The 21,140-nt window shown below is 59.0% G+C and carries 18 protein-coding genes and 1 pseudogene; 14 read left to right on the top strand and 5 right to left on the bottom strand.

Annotated features, from left to right (window positions below; genetic code table 11):
• The first annotated feature begins 17 nt into the window (after positions 1-17).
• A complete protein-coding gene (locus AC2A6O_RS16165; protein ID WP_498928555.1) occupies positions 18-2,012 on the top strand; it encodes a CocE/NonD family hydrolase in 1,995 nt (664 codons plus the stop codon).
• 253 nt (positions 2,013-2,265) lie between these two features.
• On the opposite strand, the gene AC2A6O_RS16160 is transcribed toward AC2A6O_RS16165, so the two are convergent.
• The 5 genes from AC2A6O_RS16160 to AC2A6O_RS16140 form a co-directional block, all read right to left on the bottom strand.
• On the bottom strand, positions 2,266-3,018 hold the full coding sequence (locus AC2A6O_RS16160; protein WP_498928553.1) for an SDR family NAD(P)-dependent oxidoreductase: 753 nt from the start codon (positions 3,016-3,018) through the stop codon (positions 2,266-2,268).
• 22 nt (positions 3,019-3,040) lie between these two features.
• Positions 3,041-3,859 carry an SDR family NAD(P)-dependent oxidoreductase gene (locus tag AC2A6O_RS16155; RefSeq protein WP_498928551.1) on the bottom strand — a complete coding sequence of 273 codons (819 nt, stop codon included), beginning with the start codon at positions 3,857-3,859 and terminating at the stop codon, positions 3,041-3,043.
• The gene (locus tag AC2A6O_RS16150; RefSeq protein ID WP_498928549.1) at positions 3,856-5,223 is read right to left on the bottom strand and encodes a TRAP transporter large permease; all 1,368 of its coding nucleotides are present in this window, start codon (positions 5,221-5,223) and stop codon (positions 3,856-3,858) included. Before AC2A6O_RS16150 ends, AC2A6O_RS16155 begins: the two co-directional genes overlap by 4 nt.
• A gap of 2 nt (positions 5,224-5,225) precedes the next feature.
• Entirely contained in the window at positions 5,226-5,759 is a 534-nt protein-coding gene (locus AC2A6O_RS16145) for a TRAP transporter small permease subunit (protein WP_498928547.1), read from the bottom strand.
• A 74-nt stretch (positions 5,760-5,833) separates the two neighbouring features.
• The gene (locus tag AC2A6O_RS16140) at positions 5,834-6,859 is read right to left on the bottom strand and encodes a TRAP transporter substrate-binding protein (RefSeq protein ID WP_209001429.1); all 1,026 of its coding nucleotides are present in this window, start codon (positions 6,857-6,859) and stop codon (positions 5,834-5,836) included.
• 200 nt (positions 6,860-7,059) lie between these two features.
• Between AC2A6O_RS16140 and AC2A6O_RS16135 the strand changes: the two genes are divergently transcribed.
• The 13 genes and pseudogenes from AC2A6O_RS16135 (at position 7,060) to AC2A6O_RS16075 (ending at position 21,127) form a co-directional block, all read left to right on the top strand.
• A complete protein-coding gene (locus AC2A6O_RS16135) occupies positions 7,060-7,881 on the top strand; it encodes an IclR family transcriptional regulator (protein ID WP_498928544.1) in 822 nt (273 codons plus the stop codon).
• Between the two features lie 32 nt (positions 7,882-7,913).
• The gene (locus tag AC2A6O_RS16130) at positions 7,914-9,083 is read left to right on the top strand and encodes an acetyl-CoA acetyltransferase (protein WP_498928542.1); all 1,170 of its coding nucleotides are present in this window, start codon (positions 7,914-7,916) and stop codon (positions 9,081-9,083) included.
• A complete protein-coding gene (locus AC2A6O_RS16125; RefSeq protein WP_498928540.1) occupies positions 9,080-10,708 on the top strand; it encodes an acyl-CoA synthetase in 1,629 nt (542 codons plus the stop codon). The genes AC2A6O_RS16130 and AC2A6O_RS16125 overlap by 4 nt, the downstream gene beginning before the upstream one ends.
• A complete protein-coding gene (locus tag AC2A6O_RS16120; protein WP_498928538.1) occupies positions 10,705-11,547 on the top strand; it encodes a PPC domain-containing DNA-binding protein in 843 nt (280 codons plus the stop codon). The genes AC2A6O_RS16125 and AC2A6O_RS16120 overlap by 4 nt, the downstream gene beginning before the upstream one ends.
• Positions 11,548-11,713: 166 nt before the next feature.
• Positions 11,714-11,855, top strand: a pseudogene (locus AC2A6O_RS16115) (IS6 family transposase); the annotation flags it as partial.
• A gap of 935 nt (positions 11,856-12,790) precedes the next feature.
• A complete protein-coding gene (locus tag AC2A6O_RS16110; RefSeq protein WP_498928536.1) occupies positions 12,791-13,987 on the top strand; it encodes a M24 family metallopeptidase in 1,197 nt (398 codons plus the stop codon).
• 267 nt (positions 13,988-14,254) lie between these two features.
• The gene (locus tag AC2A6O_RS16105; RefSeq protein WP_498928534.1) at positions 14,255-15,001 is read left to right on the top strand and encodes a transporter substrate-binding domain-containing protein; all 747 of its coding nucleotides are present in this window, start codon (positions 14,255-14,257) and stop codon (positions 14,999-15,001) included.
• 103 nt (positions 15,002-15,104) lie between these two features.
• Positions 15,105-15,800 carry an ABC transporter permease subunit gene (locus AC2A6O_RS16100; protein ID WP_498928532.1) on the top strand — a complete coding sequence of 232 codons (696 nt, stop codon included), beginning with the start codon at positions 15,105-15,107 and terminating at the stop codon, positions 15,798-15,800.
• Positions 15,797-16,492 carry an ABC transporter permease subunit gene (locus AC2A6O_RS16095; protein ID WP_148587596.1) on the top strand — a complete coding sequence of 232 codons (696 nt, stop codon included), beginning with the start codon at positions 15,797-15,799 and terminating at the stop codon, positions 16,490-16,492. Before AC2A6O_RS16100 ends, AC2A6O_RS16095 begins: the two co-directional genes overlap by 4 nt.
• 44 nt (positions 16,493-16,536) lie before the next feature.
• Positions 16,537-17,286, top strand: a complete 750-nt coding sequence (locus AC2A6O_RS16090; protein WP_498928752.1) for an amino acid ABC transporter ATP-binding protein — start codon at positions 16,537-16,539, stop codon at positions 17,284-17,286.
• 89 nt (positions 17,287-17,375) lie between these two features.
• Complete coding sequence (locus tag AC2A6O_RS16085) at positions 17,376-18,623, top strand: threonine synthase (protein ID WP_498928530.1); 1,248 nt, start codon at positions 17,376-17,378, stop codon at positions 18,621-18,623.
• 65 nt (positions 18,624-18,688) lie between these two features.
• Entirely contained in the window at positions 18,689-20,083 is a 1,395-nt protein-coding gene (locus tag AC2A6O_RS16080) for a M20/M25/M40 family metallo-hydrolase (RefSeq protein ID WP_498928528.1), read from the top strand.
• Positions 20,084-20,122: 39 nt separating this feature from the next.
• Complete coding sequence (locus tag AC2A6O_RS16075) at positions 20,123-21,127, top strand: succinylglutamate desuccinylase/aspartoacylase family protein (protein WP_498928525.1); 1,005 nt, start codon at positions 20,123-20,125, stop codon at positions 21,125-21,127.
• Positions 21,128-21,140 lie beyond the last annotated feature (13 nt).

Raw genomic sequence — 21,140 nt, 5'->3', positions numbered from 1 at the left:
ACGAGAAGGTGAAAACCATGGCGCAACAAGGTTTTTCGACGTCTGAGGACCAGTGGATCACGCTCAAGGACGGCACCCGCCTGGCAACGCGAATCTGGATTCCGGACAGCGCCATGGACAAGCCGGTTCCCACCGTGCTGGAGTATCTGCCTTACCGAAAACGCGGCGGAACCGACCCGCGCGACGAATCCACCTATCCTGTTTTCGCCGCGGCCGGCATAGCCGGTGTCCGGGTTGATATCCGCGGTTCTGGCGAATCCGAAGGCGTCATTGACGGCGAGTACACCCCGCGTGAGCTGTCCGACGCCTGCGAAATTCTCGAATGGATTGCCGCACAGCCTTGGTCGAACGGCAATGTCGGGATGATGGGGATTTCCTGGGGTGGCTTCAACTGCCTGCAGGTCGCCGCGCTGAAGCCGCCGCAGCTCAAAGCCGTGATCTCGATCGCCTCCACCGTTGACCGTTACAATGACGATATCCATTACAAGAACGGCACGCATCTTTCCGCGCAACTTTCCTGGGCAGGCACGATGCTCGCCTATCAGTCGCGCTCGCCCGATATCGATCTGGTTGGTGACCGGTGGAAGGAGCTGTGGCTGGAACGGCTGGAAGGCCAGCCCTTCTTCATGGAGGAATGGCTTTCGCATCAGCGCCGCGACGACTTCTGGGAGCACGGCTCGATCTGCGAGGATTTCGACGGATTTCCCGTTCCCGCGCTGGTGATCGCCGGCTGGGCGGATGGCTATCGCAACACGCCGCTGAAAGCGATCGAAGGTCTTCAGGACAAGGGCAAGGCGATTGTCGGCCCATGGGTGCACAAATATCCGCATTTCGCCTGGCCGAAGCCGCGCATGGACTTCCACACTGAAGCCATAGCCTGGTGGAAACGCTGGCTCGATGATGCCGACACCGGCGCTGAACGGCTGCCGCAGATGCGCGCCTATATTCTCGATGCACCGCGCCCGGCGCTTCGTCGCGAAAACGATCCCGGCTACTGGGTCGCCAAGCAGGACTGGGAGGAGCCGCAGACGGAGACGCTGACTGTTGCGGCCGACGGAACGCTCAATACGGCGGGTTACGACGCAGGCGTCGGCGATGTCTATCTGCGTTCGCCGCTCGATACCGGCGTTACTGGCGGGGAATGGTTTACCCTGAAGCCGGATGCGGAGATGGCCGGAGACCAGCGTCCCGATGATGGCGGATCGCTCATATTTGCAACCGCACCGCTCGCCGAAGAGGCTGTCTATCTCGGCGCCCCCGAGTTTTCGGTCGATGTTGCCTGTGAGGCTGACTTTGAAAACCTTGTTGTCCGCATCATCGATGTCCATCCCGACGGAACGCAAACCCGCGCCTGCTACGGCGTTCTCAACCTTGCCCATCGCAACGGCAATGCCGAACCCGAAGCCATGGAACATGGCCGCAAGACCCGCATAACCATGCAGCTTGATGCCATGGGCTACCGTTTCGCACCCGGTCATCGTATCAAGCTCGCGCTCTCGACAAGCTACTGGCCGATCATCCTGCCATCGCCCGAGGCGCCCGGACTGACTATCGATACGGCCAGCATCCGCCTTGGCTTGCCGCTTCTCGGCGAGCACGAGCGTATCGCCGTTGCCGAGCCGGAAAATCCCGATCCCTTGCCGAAGTACGAAATGCTGGCGCCAGCGCAAACCCGGCGGGCGGTCGCAAAAGATCTGGTCACCGGACTGACCCACTACCGTATCTACGAGGACGCCGGACTGGAAGAGCATCCGGAAAACGGTCTGCGTACCCAGGAAATCCGCAACGAGGATTGGTCGATCGACCCGAATGACCCTCTGTCGATGAGAGGCGATATCGAGTGGAAAATCCTAATCGAGCGCGACGGCTGGTCTGTCATGACGAAAACCACGACAGCGATGCACTGCACCGAGACAGACTGGATCATCTCCGCCGGCGTCACCGCATTCGAGGGCGAACGGGAAATATTCAAAAAGTCCTTCGAAAAGCGCATTGCGCGCGACTTCATGTAGCCGGCCCCGCCGCCGGGTATGGGCGCGGAACAAGCGCCGCTCAAAGTCGTAAGCTCTCACGAGCGTTTCCAGGCTCGCGAGGCACCCTGCGACCTATCAATCTCACGTTAGGAATGGCGGCCGATCCCTCGGAACGCTGCCATTCCTCATGCGCGGGTGTGATGGCGTTTCGTCCGCAGTCAACGATGCCGAGAAACGGCGGACGTGATGAAGGCGAACGATTGAGCGGGCAATCTTCGAACGCACCACAAGGTTAAGCCCTTAGCGCGGGCAGCCCGACGCCCGTGCTCTCAAAACCACCGTCCGAGGAAATAACCTGGCCGGTGACATAACTGGCCTTGGCACTGCACAGGAAAACGATAACCTCGCCGATTTCGCCTTCCGAACCGTAGCGGTTGAGCGGAATGGCATCGTGGTAGGCGGCGATGATTTCCGGGGTATGGACGGCCATGGCCAGCTTGGTGCGGACGGGGCCCGGGCACACGCAGTTGGCACGGATGCCGTATTCGCCAAGTTCTGCCGCCTGCTGCTTGGTCAGATGAATGACAGCGGCCTTTGAGGTGCCATAGGCCACGCGCAGGGTCGAGGCGCGCAGGCCGGAGATGCTCGCGATATTGACGATAGCACCCCTGGAGGCCTTGAGGGCGGGTGTGGCGCCCTGAGACATCAGGAAGACGCCGTCGAGATTGGTCTCCATGACAGTCCGCCACCGGGCGAAACTGGTGTCCTCTATCGGACCGAAATCGGCGACACCGGCGTTGTTGACCAGGGCATCGATGCGGCCGAAGGTTGCCATCACGTCCGTGATGAGCCGGTCAACGGCTTCCGGTTGGGAGACGTCGCAGACGAAGGCCTTGGCGCCGTCCAGTCCCGTCGAGGCCTCCTCCAGGGCTGGCACATCCCGATCGATCATCGCGACCTGCCAGCCCTCTTGCAGGAATAGCTTCGTCGTCGCCAAGCCGATACCCCGGGCCGCGCCGGTCACAAGAGCAAGTTTCTGTGTCATGTTGGTTGTCTCCGGGAGAAAATCAGATTGCGGCGTTGCCCATCAGGATTGCCATGCCGCCGTCGACGCGCAGATCGACGCCGGTGATAAACCCCGCCGCATCGGACGCGAGAAACAGAGCGGCTTCAGCCACGTCCCATCCAGTGCCCTGCCGTTTCATCGGAACCTGGGCGGCACGCGTCTTCGCGATCGTTTCCGCATTGGCAGCCGTCGCGATGTGAGCCTGGACATGCGGCGTATCGATCATGCCGGGTACGACCGTGTTGGAGCGCACGCCGCGGGCGGCATATTCCGTGGCGACGCTACGGGACAGGCGGCTAAGAGCGGCCTTGGAGGTTTCGTAGCCGACATAAGGGTAAGGACCGTTCAGATGGGCGGCCAGCGTCGTGATATAGACGATGGCGCCGCCCCCGTTCTTTTCAAGCTCCGGCAGGGCGGCCTGGGTAATATGGAACGCGGCGTCCAGATTGATTGAAAAGACGCGGCGCCAGTCCTCGTAAGGCGTGTCGCCGATGCCGCCCCGGGTGCTGATGCCGATGTTGTAGTGAAGGATGTCCAGACCGCCGAAAGCGCTGACGGCTTCTGCCACGGCGGCGGCCGCGGCCTCAGGGTCGGTCATGTCGCCAACAAAGGACGCCGCCCTTCCGCCTTCGCCCTGGATCAGGTCGACCGTTTCAATCGCAGCCTTGCCATTTTGATCCACCACAAGCACCTGGCCACCTTCGCGGGCGTAGAGAACGGCAGCTGCCTTGCCGTTGCCCCAGCCAGGGCCGACGGATCCGCCACCTATCACTGCAATACGTTTGCCCTCAACCCGGCCTGGTTTACCGATCTTTGTCATTGCATCACCTGATTGGGCAGCCAGAGCGCGATCTCCGGAAACGCGATGACGAGCCCGAGTAGAACGAGTTGCACCAGCACGAAGGGCACGATGCCGCGGTAGATCTCGCGCATGGTCAGCATGTCACCGGCGGCGCCTTTCAGATAAAACAGCGCAAATCCGAAGGGGGGTGTCAGGAAACTGGTCTGCAAGTTGAGTGACACCAGAATGGCGAACCAATAGATCATCTGAGAACTGTCGATATGGTTGCCAAGATGCATCAAAGGCACAACCGGCGCGAAGATCGGCAGCATGATCAGGGTGATCTCGATCCAGTCGAAAAAGAAGCCCATCACGAAGATCATCGCCATCATGGAGATCAGCAAACCCCAGTCGCCGAAGGGCAGAGCACGGGCAGTCTCGACAATGAAATGCTCGCCGCCGACTTTGCGGAAAATGTAGGAAAAGGCCGTGGCGCCGACGAAGATGAAGAACAGCATTCCCAGCGAGGTCACCGCGCCGTCCATGGACTCTCTCAGCGTCATCCGGTTCAGGCGGCCGCGTAGCAGTCCGAGCAACAGGGCGGCCGCGACGCCAACCCCCGAGGCCTCGGTCGGAGTGGCGACGCCTCCCAGGATGGAACCCAGGACGGCGATGATCATCAGCAGCGGCGCGAGAACGGACTTGATCGTTTCAAGCCAAAGGCCGCGCCTTTCATCGTCACTCAAGGGCGCTGCCTTGGGGGCGACAGAGGGCTGCAAAAACGAGCGGACAACGATGTAGATCACATAGCAGCCGGCAAGGAGAAGGCCAGGCAAAAGAGCGGCGACGAACAAGCGGCCGAGCGAGATCGACAGCAGGTCGCCCATGAACACCAGCATCACGGAGGGCGGAATGAGAATGCCCAGCGTGCCCGCCGAGGCAACCGTGCCGGCGGACAGGCCCTTGTCATAGCCGCGCTCCAGCATGGTGGGGATGGCCAGCATGGTCAGCATGACAACCGAGGCTCCGATGATGCCCGTCGCGGCTGCCAGAATGGTGCCCATGAGAATGACCGCCAGCGCGAGGCCGCCGGGAATGATGCGCATCAGGCGCTGCAGGGTCAGCAGCAAATCTTCGGCGATGCGCGTCTTTTCCATAACGAGCCCCATGAAAATGAACATGGGGGCCGCAACAAGGACGGCGTTGTCGATTGTTCCGGAGAAAATACGGTTGGGCAGCAAGGTGGCCTGGACCAGCCGCATGTCTCCAGTCCAGATCGCAAGCAATCCGAAGACCAAACTGATACCCATCAGCATGATCGCGACCGGAGCGCCGGAAAAAAGCAGCACGACGAGCGACAGGAACATCGCACCCGGCAGAAAGGCGGAGACGATCTCGGCCATGATCAATCCTCCCAGGGAGTGCGCAGGATGTCGGGCCGGCGCAGCGCGACAACGGCTTTGAACAGGACGGCCAGTCCGCCCGAAATGGTGAGCATGGCGCCAAGCGGGATCACGGATTTGACAATCCAGCGGTTCGGCAGGCCGATGCCGCCGGGACTGCCTTCACCACGTTCGAACGAGCGCAGCACAAAGTCGGTCCCAAACCAGGTCAGGAGCACCATGAACGGAATGAGAAAAGCCACGATCGCGACGATCTCGATCCAAAGCCGGGTGTTGTGGCGCATGTTGCTGGAAAAAATGTCGATCCGGACATGGGCATCCGCCAGGTAGGTCCAGCCGAAACAGAGCAGGGCAATCGTGCCGTGAATGTGCCACTCCAGTTCCTGGAGCTTGAAGGATCCGGTCGAAAAAAAGCGCCGACCGACGACGTCGTAGAGAATGACCGCCGCCAGAACCAGCAGAAGCCAGCCGCACAGGCGCGCCGCGAGACGGCAAGGCAAGGCCAAAAAGTCGGATAGTCGCAACAGGGTGTTCATCAGGTCTGCCCGAAATCTGTCGGAAGATCAGCCGGGAGGCCGGGCGCATCTTATCGCCCGACCTCCCTGGTTGCTCATTTCTTCACGTATGCCAAGTCGGACCACGTCTGGAATTTCTTGCGGAAATCCGACAGGCTTTCCCAAGCGCGTTTGAAATCCGGATCGGCTGCGGACTGCTCGACGACAACCTCGTCCCACGACTGACGGAATGCGGCCATCATCTCATCGTTCCACTGGTGAACCTGGACACCGGCGGCTTCCAGATCGGCCAACGGCTGAAGCTGTTTGGCTTCGCCTTCCGCTGCGGTCAGGGCGACATTGGCCTGGCAGGCGGTCTGGATGACGGTGCGCTGCTGATCCGACAAGCCGTCCCAGACATCCTGGTTGATGATGAACGTTATCAGCGAGGTCTGCTGGTGCCAGCCAGGGAAGTAATAATGCGATGCGTATTCGTTCATACCGACGGCTTTGTCGATTAGCGGGAACGAAACTTCGGCAGCATCGATGGTGCCAAGACGAAGACCGGTCAGGGTGTCGGCGACGGGCATGGACTGCGCTTCGACGCCGAGTTTCGCCATCACAGCCGCGCCAAGGCCGAAGATGCGCATTTTGATACCCTTCAGATCCTCCGGCTTGTTGATTTCCTTAGCGAACCAGCCGGAGGCTTCCGGAACCAGGATTGCGCAAAGCTCGGTGTGAATGTTGTACTTGGCCGTGATGTCAGCCCAAAGGTCCTTGCCGCCACCATAGTACCACCAGGCGGTGTAGGGGCGGATGTCCGGCCCGAAGGGAACCGCGGTAAAGATCGCCGCGGACGGGATAATACCTTGTGCGAAGCCCGGGCTGTACCAGCCTGCATCCACGGCACCGGTGGAGATGGCATCCCACATCTCGTTGCCGCCAACGATTGCACCGGGCTCGTTGAACTCGATCTTCAACTCGCCGCCGGTCAAGGCCTCAACCTGCTTGGTCAGGCCGACACCGCTGTCTCCCAGAAGCGGCAGCGACGACGGATATACACTTTGCATGACCAGGGTCTCGGCCTGGGCTGCACATGTAAGCGAAAGAGCCGCGGCGGCGGCAATGGCAAAAGTCTTCATCAGTTTTTCCTCCCAATCGCGCTCTCATCACCAAAGGATGATTCCATGACTTGAAGACTTATGTCCATATCATGGATATTTGAGCTTGCCATAGAGTAGCGCCGAGATCATAAAAATGTAAGGGATAAATTGGAAAATATTGCAATCTTCAAAATTCAGCGACAGAATACGGAGATTGCCAAGGGAGATATATCCATAATATGGATACTGCAACGCAGCAAAAATCGGACGGGTCGACTGGGGCTCAAAGTGTCGACCGCGTGCTCGGCTTGCTGTCGGCTATCGCCAGGGCGGGCGGAAAGTCCGTGTCCATCAACTTCCTGGTGGAGGAGAGCGGACTCAGTCGTCCGACTGTGCGGCGCATGATGCTGGCGCTCATCCGCGCGGGATTTGTCGAGCAGGATGAGGACAGCCGAACCTATGCGCTTGGCACGGAGAGCTACGTCATCGGCCTGATGGCGAACCGACGGTTCAACCTTCTCGACCTTGCCATTGACAGTCTAGTTGCGCTGTCACGGGACAGCGAGGACACAAGCTTTCTTTCGATCCGGCGTGGGGCGCACTCGGTCTGCCTACATCGCGAGGAAGGGTCTTTTCCAATTCGGACTCATGCTCTCCAGGCTGGACAAAAGCACCCGCTCGGAGTTGGAGCCGGCGGCATGGCTATTCTGGCGGCGCTGTCTGACGAGGAAGCGGAAAACACCATTGCGGACAACGCGGACCTGCTTGCGCGCGATTATCCCGGCTACTCGCTGGACCTCATGAGACAGCATGTAAGGGACACGCGGAAGCGTGGCTGGTCGGTGAACCCCGGCTTGTATGTGCCGAACTCCTGGGCGGTGGGCATTGTTCTCTTATCGCCTGACGGAAAACCGATCGGGGCCCTCTCCATCGCGGCTCTGGACGCGCGCATGCAGGCGGATCGCCAGATCAGGATCGCGGATCTTTTGAAGCGAGAGAAACGCTCGATAGAAACCAAATTGAGTAGAAAACTGGATTTTGACATCCCAAGCACCGCCTGAGTGGCGTGGTCTGGGGTTCGGGAGGAAATAAGATGCAGCATGCTCAGATTGTGGGATGGGCCCACAGCAAGTTCGGCAAGTCCGACGCGCCGGGCCTGGAAGGTTTGATGGCAGAGGTCGTGCCGGCCGCCCTCGGCCATGCCGGTGTCGACGCATGCGACGTCGACGGTATCTTCGTAGGCGTCTTCAACAACGGCTTCTCACAACAGGCCTTCGAGGGCGCGCTGGTTGGGATGGCCCTTGATGACTTGCGTCATGTGCCGGCGGCACGCCTGGAAAATGCCTGCGCCACGGGAACGGCGGCGCTTTATTCAGCCATGGATTTCATTGCGGCCGGGCGTGGAAAGATCGCACTCGTTGTCGGGGCCGAGAAGATGACTGCCGTTCCGACCACCCTGGCCGGCGATATCATGCTGAGCGGCTGTTACAGAGAAGAAGAGGATCAGGTGGAAGCCGGCTTCGCGGGAATCTTCGGCAAGATCGCCCAGACCTATTTTCAGGAAAACGGCGATCATTCCCTGGAATTGGCGATGATCGCCGCGAAAAACCATCGCAACGGCTTGCTGAATCCTTATGCGCATATGCAAAAAGCGTTGGACACCGCATTCTGCAATACCGTGTCCGACAAGAACCCGTTGGTCGCCGGTCCCCTGCGGCGGACCGACTGCTCCCTGATCTCCGACGGGGCCGCGGCCCTGGTCGTCGCCGCGCCGGAAGTTGCAGAAACCATGGAACGGGCAATCGGCTTCCGTGCGCGCAATCAGGTGAATGACGTCCTGGCCCTGTCCCGCCGGGACGTGACTGAGTTCGCCGGGCCGCGGAGGGCATGGAAAGCCTCGCTTGATGAAGCCGGGCTGACCCTGGATGACCTCGATATGGTGGAAACACATGACTGCTTCACCATTGCCGAATTGCTGGAATACGAGGCCATGGGTCTTGCCGAGCGTGGGAAGGGCGGTCGTGTTATCCGCGAGGGGATCACTGCGCGAGACGGAAAATTGCCGGTCAACCCATCCGGCGGTTTGAAATCGCGAGGCCATCCCCTGGGGGCGACCGGTGTTTCCCAACACGTCATGGCCGCGATGCAACTGGCCGGCGAGGCAGGCGATATGCAACTGCCCGACGTGGAACTCGCCGGGGTGTTCAACATGGGCGGCGCTGCCGTCGCCAATTATGTTTCCATTCTGGAGCGCGTGAAATGAATGCGGCGACCTGCGAACGGGACCCGGCTTTGCCGTGGTCAACGCGAACATCCAACATTGCTCACTTCCTGACACGGAATGCGGGCCGCCTCGGAGATCGCCCGGCGATCATATGGTCGGAGGAGACCTGGACGTGGCGGCAGCTCGACGCCCGCGTATCGGCCCTGGCCGCAGCCATGCGCGAGAAGTTCGGCATCAAACATGGCGCTCGGGTGCTCGTACAATCGCCGAACAACAACCAGATCATTGAGATCATGCTGGCGTGTTTCCGGCTTGGTGCAGTCTGGGTGCCGTCCAATTTCCGCCAGGGACCCGATGAGGTCGCCTACCTCGGACAGAAGGCTGAAGTGAGCCTGATGTTCTGCGAAGCCGGATTTCGCGCGCATGCCGAGGCCTGCCGCGCCGCCGTGCCGGCTCTGGTGGACGTGATCTCGATCGGCGATGCGGAATTCGGTCCCTCCTACGAAGCACTGATTGATGCCTATCAGGGAACGGACGTGGCCAATGCCGACGTGGATCGGGACGATCCGTGTTGGTTGTTTTTCACCTCCGGCTCCACCGGACGGCCGAAAGCCGTTGTCCTCACCCATGGGCAACTCACCTTCACCATCCTCAATCACCTGAACGATCTCATGCCGGCCTCTACACCGGACGATGTGAGTCTCGTCGTGGCACCACTTTCCCACGGCGCCGGTATGCATCAACTGACCCAGCTCGCGGTTGGCGCCGTCAGCGTTCTGCTGCCTTCCGGCCGGTTCGACCCGGCGGTTGCCTGGGACCTGGTGGAACGTTGCAAGGTGACCAACATGTTCACCGTTCCCACCATCGTGAAGATGCTGGTTGAGCATCCGTCCGTCGACGCGCACGACCATTCCAGCCTGCGTTATGTCATCTACGCCGGCGCGCCCATGTACCGGGAGGACCAGAAATACGCCTTGCGGAAACTCGGCCGTGTTCTCGTCCAGTATTTCGGTCTGGGAGAGGTCACGGGTGCGATTACCGTTCTGCCGCGCCACGATCACTATGCCGAAGATGTTCCGGAGGCACGGGTCGGCACGTGCGGCATAGAGCGGACCGGTCTTCAAATCAGTATCCAGGATGAAGACGGGAAGCATCTGCCACCGATGGCCACTGGGGAGATCTGCGTTACCGGCCCGGCCGTCTGCGCCGGCTATTACAAGGACGACGAGGCGAATACGAAAGCGTTCCGGGACGGCTGGTTCCGCACCGGCGACCTCGGCCACATGGATGCGGAACGGTATCTTTACATCACCGGCCGAGCCTCGGACATGTACATTTCCGGCGGCTCCAACGTCTATCCGCGTGAAGTCGAGGAACTGCTGCTGACCCATCCCGCTCTCAAGGAAGTGGCCGTTCTCGGGATACCGCATCCCAAGTGGGGCGAGATCGGGCTCGCGGTCTGCGTCGCGGAGGGAGGCGGAAGACTCGATGAGACCTCCTTGCTCGCCACGCTGGAGGGGCGGCTGGCGAAATACAAGCTGCCCAGCCATTTCGTGTTCCTGACGGAAATGCCGAAAACCGGCTACGGCAAGATCACCAAGAAACTCATTCGCGAAGAGCTGATCGCGCGTGGCCTGATGCCGGAACTGGAGGGCACTTCATGAGCCGCTCGCATTTGATCAAGCACCCGGGCCCTCCCACCACTCCGCGCCGTCACGTGGTGTCAGGCAACGCGGTTTCCTTCGAGTTTGTCCTGCCCAAGGGCATGACGTTCATGACGGCAGTCGCCGCTGCCATTGACAAGGCCGGGTGCGACAGCGCGGTGATCCGGCTCGACGGTTTGAAGATCGGTCCCTACGACTATGTCATGCCGGACCGGTCGCCTGACGACGCACATGCCGCCTGGTACAGCCAGACACATTCGGGCAAGACAGCCACACTGACCCAGGGCACCGCGATCGTTGGTCGACGGGACGAGGCATGGTTCCTGCATTGTCATGCGATCTGGGAGGACCCGGAAAACGGGCGTTGCGTCGGCCATCTGCTACCGGATCAGGTGATGATCGCCGCGTCCTATGAGGGCACGGGTTATGCCTTCCACGGTGGATGTTTCGATGTGACTCAGGACGCAGAAACGAATTTCTCCTTTTTCCGACCCCGCAAGCTCAGCGAACCTGACCGCGTCAACGCGGCCATCGTTTCCCTGGCCCCGCATGAGGACCTTGCGACGGCCGTGACCGAGCTGATCGAGGAACTCGATTTGAGGGAGCCGGCGCTTCTGGGAATTGGCAGCTTGATCGGGGCCGATTTCGTGGACACGCCTTCCATGGAATCCCCGATTTCCGAGGTGCTGCTTTTGAATGAAGCCAGAGGCAAGGGGGCTGCCGATCCCTATCTGCCGATGTTTTGTGTCGATCCGGATGGGAATTTTTTTTCGGGCGACATTGTTCCAGGTGGCGCACCGGTATGTGTCACTTTCGAGTTGCTCCTGGTTTCTACCTGACTTCCCAGCACCTTCAGGGCCTTTCAATCTGACCGTGAAAGGCCTTGGACACATGGCGCATGCCGCACCGAATGGTGAAGGAGAATCCGTCATTAGACCATTCGGCACCCCTCCTGGCTCCGCCTTTTGGGGTGCCGTTTCTGCGTCTCAAGGCTAACGCCGAAATCTGAAATACCAAGCGACAGACGATTTCAAAAGGTTGCAATTCGAGGCGCGGCTAATCATTCAAGCCGTGTCATGGTATCGGTGCGACCCTATGAGTTATCAAAGAACGCTGCTTCGACGCTGATCACCACAGCATCAAACGCCGGATTAGAAGCTAAGCTGTGGTTGCGGAAAGGTTTGAGGTCTTGTGGCGGCTGGACGGATAACGATTAGGATGATCTCATCGCGTGTCTCCTTGGACGTCGAAAGGTGAAAAAGGCATGAAATTGCACTTTGGCGCGAGAAAACTGCGACCGCTGTGAAACTTTGCAAAAGCCCCAAAATGGCAGTGATCTGGGTGGCAAGGATTGGCGCTTCCACGACCTCACAAGCCAGAAAACGGGCCATGACCCGTCCCACCGTCAAAATGGCTGTCATCCCATGGCCGTGCAGGAAGGCAGTTCCACGGTGTCGCATGGGCGTACCAGTTCCAAGGCCGGCTCTCGAATTTCACCGACGCCGATACGGTTTTCATTCGGTTACTCGAGCAACATCGACAATTGACTGCCTGACCGGCACTTGCGCGTCCGATTCGGGCTTCAAATGCCGACAAATTGGCCGTCCAGATGATGGGCGAAGCAGACGCAGGTTTGAGCGCAGCTGAATGTCAGCAATGGGCCGCAAACTACAGTGGCTGGTTTCACCCACCAAGTAACCGAACCGGACAATTGGTGGCCGGCTACATGGTGAGGTTCGCTTAGTTGCAAGCACCTTTTTTGGCCTTGTCTCCCCGTGGAGATAGGCCGGGGAAATCAGCGTAAACGAGCACATCTGTCTCAAACCACCTTATTTCCTGGATAGGCCCAAAGACTGTTCTCCACTGTGCTTTCGGGTATCCGATTTGCCTGCACCGTGTGATCGCATATGTTTTTCGAACCTTAGCCTCTCGCAGTCATCAACCCTTCTGGTAGCTTGGATGAGTGCATCAACATCATTTTCGGCATCTCCTATTGACTGACGAAGTGAATGGGCAAGGGATGCACGCTTTGCGATCAGGCTCTGTATTCTCCCACTTGGCGGCGACAGATCTTGAGGATAAATGGCGACAAATGAGTTGGATCAAATGAACGGACCGAAGAGTTTGGTGTCGCTTGCGAAGACGGTGCGGGAGAAGGTCTTTGCGATGCTGCCGGCGGACGTGAGTTTGATTGTTTCCAGCAATCCCCTGAACAAGGCCTATCTATCCGGGTATGTGAGCATTGCTCATGATCTGGCTCCCAATTACCGTTCCGCAGTTCTCGCCCGGCGCGAGGCTGCTGAGTTGGTAACCAGCGCGGCAGATGCCGCGCCGGCCTTCGAGGCTTTGGGTCGGGGTGAACTGATTCACAGGTACGGAGAGTTCTATTTCGACCGTGCCGAAAGCATCCCCGGCAACTTGACCCAAACACCACCGGCAAGTTTCGATGAGGCCTTTACCAAAGCATTGGTCTCCCAGTCGACGCAGGGACGTGTCGGGGTCGACATTTCAGATGACAAAACCCTGTGGCGGCTTTGCGCGGAGGCCTTCGGAGAGAACCGACTGATAGATGTTACGCGACAGCTTGAAGCATGCCGGGCAGTAAAGCTGCCGGAAGAAGTTACCAGACTGCGGCGTGCGGCGGAGTGTGTGGAAGCTGGGTTCGCGAGAATTCTGGAGACGGCCCATGCCGGAATGACCGAGCACGATCTCGCCGCGATGATTGCGGAAAAAATGGTTGCCGGAGGCGGCGTCCCCCGCTTTGTCTCTGTCACCTCGGGGCCCCGGTCGGCACTCGCTGACGCCTATCCGACGAACCGCGTGATCGCTCAGGGGGAAACAATACGCATTGATGCTGGTTGTACCTTCGATGGCTACTGGTCGGATATCGGCCGCACGCTGGTGTTCGGAGAGCCGCAGCCGCGGCAGCTTGACCTTTACGGGGCCCTTCTCCGTGGTCTTGAAGCGATGCTTGATCACCTTCGCGAGGGGGTGAAAGCGCAGCATTTGTTCAAGATCGGCGTTGATACGGTACGTGCCAACGGTATTCCGTCATACCAGCGACAGCACTGCGGACACGGTATCGGGCTGCGCTCCTACGACACTCCGACGATAAACGCGAGCGACGACACCACGCTAAAGGCGGGGATGTGCCTCTGTCTCGAAACGCCCTACTACAGGCTGGGCGACGAGGGCATGATGGTCGAAGACACAGTGCTGGTCACGGAGCACGGGTACGAGCCAATCACCACGCTGCCGCGCGGGCTGCTCTGCATCTAACGTCGCGCAAATTTTCGCGATGAATTTTTCAGCTGCCCTGTGAGGTTCGGAAGCCCTCATGCCGCTTGGCTGCATGGCAGACCTTGGCTACCTGCGCCAAGCATCCGCGCGTTTTCTTCTATCTGAAATCGCCTCAAATTATTGAAATTAAAAAGAAAAAATTTCAGTTTCCCTACCCGAAAAATTCGCGCAACTTGGTCATTGACAAAAGTTTCCTTCGGCGACAGTTTATTTGTAACTACAAATGAAAACAGAGGGACTCTGAACATGAACAGCAAGCTCTATACCGCGTTGGCTTTGACCTTGATGGTATCCACCAGCGCCACGTTCGCGACGGCGCGCGACCTCGTTCTGGCCAACGAAGGCGGCTTCCCCCCCTACAACATGACCAAGGCGGACGGCACGCTTGAGGGGTTCGACATCGATATCGGCACTTCGATTTGCAAAATCATCGAAGCCAATTGTTCCTGGGTCACGAACGAGTGGAGCGGCATTATTCCGGCGCTGATGGCCAAGAAGTTCGATGTGATAATCGGGGGGATGGGCATCACCGAAGAGCGTCGCAAGACCGTCGTGTTTAGCGAGCCTTATGCCCGCACCTACTCCTTCTTCGGCGTCGTTGAAGGGAAAGAACTTGATGTGACGCCAGCAGGTCTCACCGGCAAGACCGTAGGCGTGCAACAAGGCACGACGAATGCAAAGTATCTTGAAGCCAATTATCCGGACATCAAACTGCAACTTTACCCCTCAATGGACACCCTGACCGCAGATCTGAAAATAGGTCGTCTGGACGCCGTTTTTGGTGACGTTGAGCCGTTTACCGGCGGTGAAGGCGAGGGTCCGACGCTGGTAGAGATCGGAGACGGCGTTGCCGTATCCGAAGGTATCGGAATGGCATTTCGGCCGGAAGACACTGCACTACGGGACGAATTCAATAACGCGCTCAGCCAGATGAAGGCGGATGGGACCTGGAAGGCTCTGGCCGAGAAATGGGGAATTCCGGTCTACGAGTGATCCGATCGCGAACGGCAGCTGTTCGCAAGCGCAGAGATCCTGATCACAGGCGGCAAGCTCGACTGTGATCACGTCCTCCCTCGTTCCGAAAATGGTGAACTTCTTGATCGACTATCTAACGTCCGGCTGGGGACTGCAATTCCTCAGCGCCATCGGCACAAGCCTGACGGTCGCGGCGCTCGGTTTCATTTCTTGCATAGTGATTGGTATTCTCTGCACGCTGTTCGCAAGAAGTGGGTTTCGCGGCAGTGTAGCGCTCGTGAACCTCTACACTTACGTCTTCCGCAGCTTGCCAGACATCCTGCTGTTGATCCTTATCTTTTATACGCTTGACGGGGCAATTCAGGCATTGCTGAACCTGGTCCCGGGCATGTCGGACGTGCGGCTCAGTGCCTATGTTCCCGCTGTCATGTCCACTTCGATCGTCCTCGGCGCCTATGCCACCGAGCTGTTCCGGGCGGGATGGGCAGATATTCCCCTGGGCCAGCATGAAGCGGGCCGGTCTCTGGGCTTTTCACCTTTTCAGACGCTTGTGCTGATCATCTTGCCGCAGGTTTATCGCAAGATCATCCCCCATCTGGGGTCGCTCTGCCTCATCAGCATGAAGGAAACTGCGCTGCTGAGCATCATCGGCATTCCCGATATCGTGCGCACTGCCTCGCTTGGCGCGCGATCGACGGGATCTCCCTTTGTCTTTTACGGCATCGCAATTGCGATCTTTGTCACCTTTGCCATTCTCTGCTCAAGGATCTTCGCGCATCTTGAACGCAGCGCTCGGCAGGACCGGGCAGGTGCATGATGAGTTTGCTTCTTGATTATGCCCGCGAGATCCTCCAGGGGCTTGGAACGACGCTAAGCCTTTTCGTCATCTCCCTGGCCATCGGCTTCGTGCTGGCGTCAGCAGTTGCCGCCTTTCAGATCCGCTTTCCCGGGATCATGGCGCGCTCTGTCTGGAGCCTGATGTTCTGCATTCGCGGGGTCCCGCTGCTTCTCATCCTTTACGTCGTGTACTACGGCTTTCCCCTGTTGTCCTTTATCAGGGAAAGCTTCCTGTGGTCGTTGTTTGCCAGTCCCTACTGGTGCGCGATCATCTGCCTTGCCTTCGTCGAGATGGCATTTACCTCCGAAATCATCCGAGGGGCGTACAACCAGACCCCCAAGGAACAGGTCGAGGCGGCCAAGTCCCTGGGTCTGTCCGGATTTCAAACATTCCGGGTTGCGATCTTGCCGGCGATGCTGCGCAACGGTTTCCCGCCCTACACGACCGAGGTCATCCTGCTGTGCAAATCCACCGCGCTGGCCTTCACGATTACCGTCATGGACATCATGGGCTATGCCAATGAGATCCGGGCACGCACGCTCGACATCTATCACCCCCTTCTCATCGCCGGTGGCATCTACATTTGTATCGTCGTTTTCACACGGCTGATCCTCTCCACGCTTTTCAATCTGGTCGCCGTTGGCGGCACAGAGGCGGAGGATCGAGCATGACCGCGACCGCTTGCTTCCCCATGTCTTACAAGGAAACCGGTTCCATGAACGAAACGTCGCACGCTCCTGCCATCGAGATTACCGGCATGAGCAAGTGGTTCGGGTCCTTTCAGGTTCTCGACAAGATCGATTTTGCGGTGAACCCCGGCGAGCGGATTGTCGTCTGCGGCCCCTCCGGGTCCGGCAAATCGACGATGATCCGATGCATAAACGGCCTCGAGACCTTTCAGGATGGCCGGATAACCGTTCACGGACAGGAGTTAACGCAGAAGACGCGAGCGCTGGACAGTGTCCGAAAGAGTGTCGGCATGGTTTTTCAGCAGTTCAACCTGTTCCCGCATCTGACCGTTCTTGAGAATTGCACTCTGGCACAGCGATGGGTGCACAAGGTTCCTAGGACAGTTGCCGAGGGGATCGCAATGGAACAACTGAAGAAGGTTCGTATCCCCGAACAGGCGCACAAGTATCCGAGGCAACTCTCCGGAGGACAACAACAGCGCGTCGCGATCGCCCGGTCATTGTGTCTTCGGCCAAGGGTCATGTTGTTCGATGAGCCAACCTCCTCCCTGGACCCGGAGATGGTGCGAGAAGTCCTGGAGACGATGGCCGATCTGGCCCGCGAGGGAATGACAATAATCTGTGTCACCCATGAGATGGGTTTTGCCCGAGGCATCGCCGACAGGATTGTTTTCATGGACCAGGGCCGGATCATTGAGGAAGCGCCGCCTGCAGAGTTCTTCGACACGCCCAGGCATGCACGGACGCAGAAGTTTCTGGAACAGGTCGTCAGATAACGATCCGCAGAACTCCGGCCCTGAACTACTCCAATTCCCGCCAGCAGCTCTGGCCGGAAACCAAGAACACAAGCCCTGGACATATTTCAATGCAAATTTCTTTTGACACCCGTTCGCTTGCGACCGCGCAACGTTCTCTTGCTGAGGGCGCATCACAGTATCCGTTGCTTCCGGCCCTCCTGCATGGCTGCCCCGACAGTGCAACGAAAGAAATGCAGTACCCGCTGGAGCTGGACTATGATTACGGGCGGGTCAAGGATGTGACGTTCCGGCGTGGTAGCACCTGGACCGATTGGGAGGAGTTGCTCCCACCGAGGCACCCGAAAGCCAGCATGCCTGTTGGCGGCACGCCTCTGGTGGATGTTTCCACTCTTGCCCCCGCTCACTTCCTGGGGCGCAAGATCCTGGTAAAGGATGACAGCCGCAATCCGACCTGGAGCCACAAGGACCGGCTCAATGTGTTCACGATCAGCGCTGCGCTTTGCGAAGGAGCGCAGACAATCATCGTGGCGTCTTCGGGCAATCATGGTGTGTCAGCGGCGGCCATGGCAGCGCGGGCCGGACTGAACTGCATCGTCTTGACCATGCCTGAAGTCAGTGGCGCCATTCGTGACATGATCTTAGGCTATGGCGCATTCCCGCTGTTTCTTGAAGCTGATGATCGCTGGCCGGCCATGCGAGCGCTGGCGGAACTTCCTGGCACCTATCCTGTCAGCAATCTAACCCCGGCTCATACCGGTCACCCCTGGGGGCCGGAAGGGTACAAGACCATCGCCTACGAGATCCTGTCGGATCTGGACGGTGCCGCACCAGCGGCCGTTGTCGTTCCCACTGGCTACGGAGAGATGCTCTATGGCATCTACAAAGGGTTCCGTGAGGCACTTCTTCTGGGCCATATCGAACGGATGCCCCGGCTTGTCGCCGTTGAACCCGCGTCACGCGGTCCAGTTTACCACGCGCTGCAGAATGGCCGGCATACGGTGACTGTCGACCCCGGCCCAACGATCCAGCTTGGCACCGCCACCACCGTCAACGGCTACCGTCCGCTTGCAGCAATCCAGCAAAGTGGTGGGCTCTCCTTGCTGATCGATGATGAAGAGGCCCTCCAATCTCACAGAAAACTGGCGAAGCAAGGGCTCTGGCAGGAGATCTCCTCCGGATCTGCCCTGGCTGCGCTGAATCACATAGAGGGGCTCGAGAGCGACGGCCCGATTGTCGTGATGGGCTGTTCCACCGGTCTGAAGGAGCCAATTGCGGCAATGGAGACGCGAGCGACACGTGCCGATCTTGCAACTTTGAGGGCGACACTGAAGCGCGACTACGGCTTTGAGCTTTGAGCATTTATGTCCCGCTTACCGCCTGCACGGTGTGATCTCCTCTAACCGCAAGGATTTTTATTCTCATGGCTGACATTGAAGACGTTCTTGCGCGGATTGAATCCAGCAAGGATCAAACACTCTCCGAACTTCTCGAGCTGCTGAAGATCCCTTCGATATCAAGCGATCCTTCGGACGTGGCAGGCATCGCCGAAGCTGCCAGCTGGCTACAACGTAAACTCTCGGGCATGGGGTTCGAGGCCCGTGTGGTTGCCACCGAAGGCCATCCACTGGTTCTGGCTCATTCCCTTGATGCTGAAAGCGGTACCGGACCGCGACTGCTTTTCTACGGCCATTACGACGTACAGCCCGTAGGAGACGAAGATCAATGGTCCCACCCACCGTTCACGCCTGAGCTGGTGGAGCATCCGGACTTGACCCGTATCTACGCGCGAGGTGCTTCGGACAGCAAGAGCCAGCTCTGGAGTTTTATCGAAGCGTTGCGTTGCTGGCGCGAGGCGCACGGACGGTTTCCCGGCCGGATCACTATCCTTTTGGAGGGAGAGGAGGAAGCCGGTTCTGCCAGCCTGCCTGCTTTCATTGACGCACATCGGGTCGATCTGGCATGCGATATTGCCTTCATTTGCGATTCCGACATGTGGTCGCCAACGCAGCCCGCCGTAACCACCCAATTGAAAGGCTTGCTGCACGAGAAAGTGACGCTGCACAGCCCGAACCCCGACCTGCATTCCGGCTATTTCGGGGCGGTCGCAGCAAATCCGATCCGTATTCTGTCAGAGCTGCTGGCTGCACTGCACGATCATGAGGGTCGTGTGGCAATAGACGGATTTTACGACAATGTCCCGGAAATCCCTGCGGATCTGCGTCAGCAGTGGCAGGCGTTGTCCAGGGACGCGCATCAGTTGGCCTCTGCAGATCTGCGTGGTGGGATCATCGAGCGCGGGTATACCCCGCTCGAGGCGATCTGGGGTCGTCCGACGCTGGATCTCAACGGAATAACCGGCGGCAATCAGGGCCCGGGCGAACGTTCCGTTCTGCCGGCCTCCGCCAGCGCGAGGCTGTCCTTCCGGCTCGTTGCCGGGCAAGATCCCGCAATTGTCCGGAACAGGTTTCGCAGCTTCGTCCAGGCACGGATCCCAGAGGGGTGCCGCGTTGAATTCGAAGGCGGCGCGGGCAGTCGCGCGGTAGCCATGTCACCGGAAAATCCCTTTGTTCAGGCGGTCGCGCGCGGAATGGAACGGGAATGGTCCACCCCGGCAATCCTCAAGGGAAGTGGCGGCTCAATTCCGTTGGTCGAGATGTTCAACGAAATGCTCGGCATCGACTGCATCGTCCTTGGCTTCATCCTCTCAAGTGATGCCATTCATGCGCCAAACGAACACTACGACACGCTACGCCTTCACAAGGGAATCCGCAGTTGGGCACATATTCTTGACGAAGTTCACACTGATCGAAGCTAAGGGACTTGCAAAACAGGAAAAGGGTATCACGGGGGCGAAATGGGTAATCAAGTCTGGACGACAATCGATTTCGACAGGACGGGATTTCAGTCTGACTTTGCCCGTGTACCATGGTCTTCCGACAGCTCCGCCTATGGCTGGATCCCGGTGCCGATGCTTTGCTTCAATGGTGGCGATGGCCCCACCGTTCTGCTGACTGCCGGAACGCATGGCGACGAGTACGAGGGACAGATCCTTCTGAGGCGGCTGGTCCAGATCCTTGCCGAAACGCAAGTTCGCGGACGTATCATCATGTTGCCCGCCCTCAACCACCCTGCGGTTCTGGCAGGACGTCGAACGTCACCTCTGGATGGCGGCAACCTAAACCGACTGTTTCCCGGCAAAGGGGATGCAGGACCGTCCGCGATGATTGCGCAATACGTGACGGAGGTACTTTTTCCGCTTTCTGACTACGCCATCGATTTGCACTCCGGCGGCAGCTCTCTCGACTATCTTCCGGTAGCCTTTGCGCATCGGGGACGCAGTGCGGAACAGTCTCAGCGCCTTGACCGGTTGCTGACAAGTTTTTCCGCTCCTAACACGCTCTTGACCGACGGCCGCGGTGGTGGCGGTGAAACGACGCTCTACGCCTGTGCCTCGGCACATGGCGTGGCGGCGATGACGACCGAATTGGGTGGTGGTCCGGGGCTTTCGTGCGAAGGCATGGCAATTGGAGAGGCAGGTTTGCGCCGTGTACTGCGCGATCTCGGCATCGCGCCCGGTCTCGATGCTCCGCCGCAGGAAGAAACACGGCTTATGTACATGTTGCCGCCGGCGACCACGATATTTGCCAGAACGGATGGGTTGTTTGAGCCGAAAGTGAGGGTTGGGCAAGAGGTCCATGCCGGGCAGGTTGCCGGCTATCTGCACGGCTTTGAGGACCTCACGCGCGCGCCCGTTACGCTGCGTTTTGAAACCGGTGGGATCGTGATCTTTCGTCGGTTTCCCGTATTGACCGCGGCGGGAGATGCGCTGGCTGGACTGGCATTGCCGGTCGACAGCTAATAGGACAGTCACT

The organism is Labrenzia sp. ATLA3, assembly GCF_057180185.1.
The sequence above is the reverse complement of the archived record's forward strand: the minus strand, read 5'-3'. Positions and strand labels throughout refer to the sequence as shown.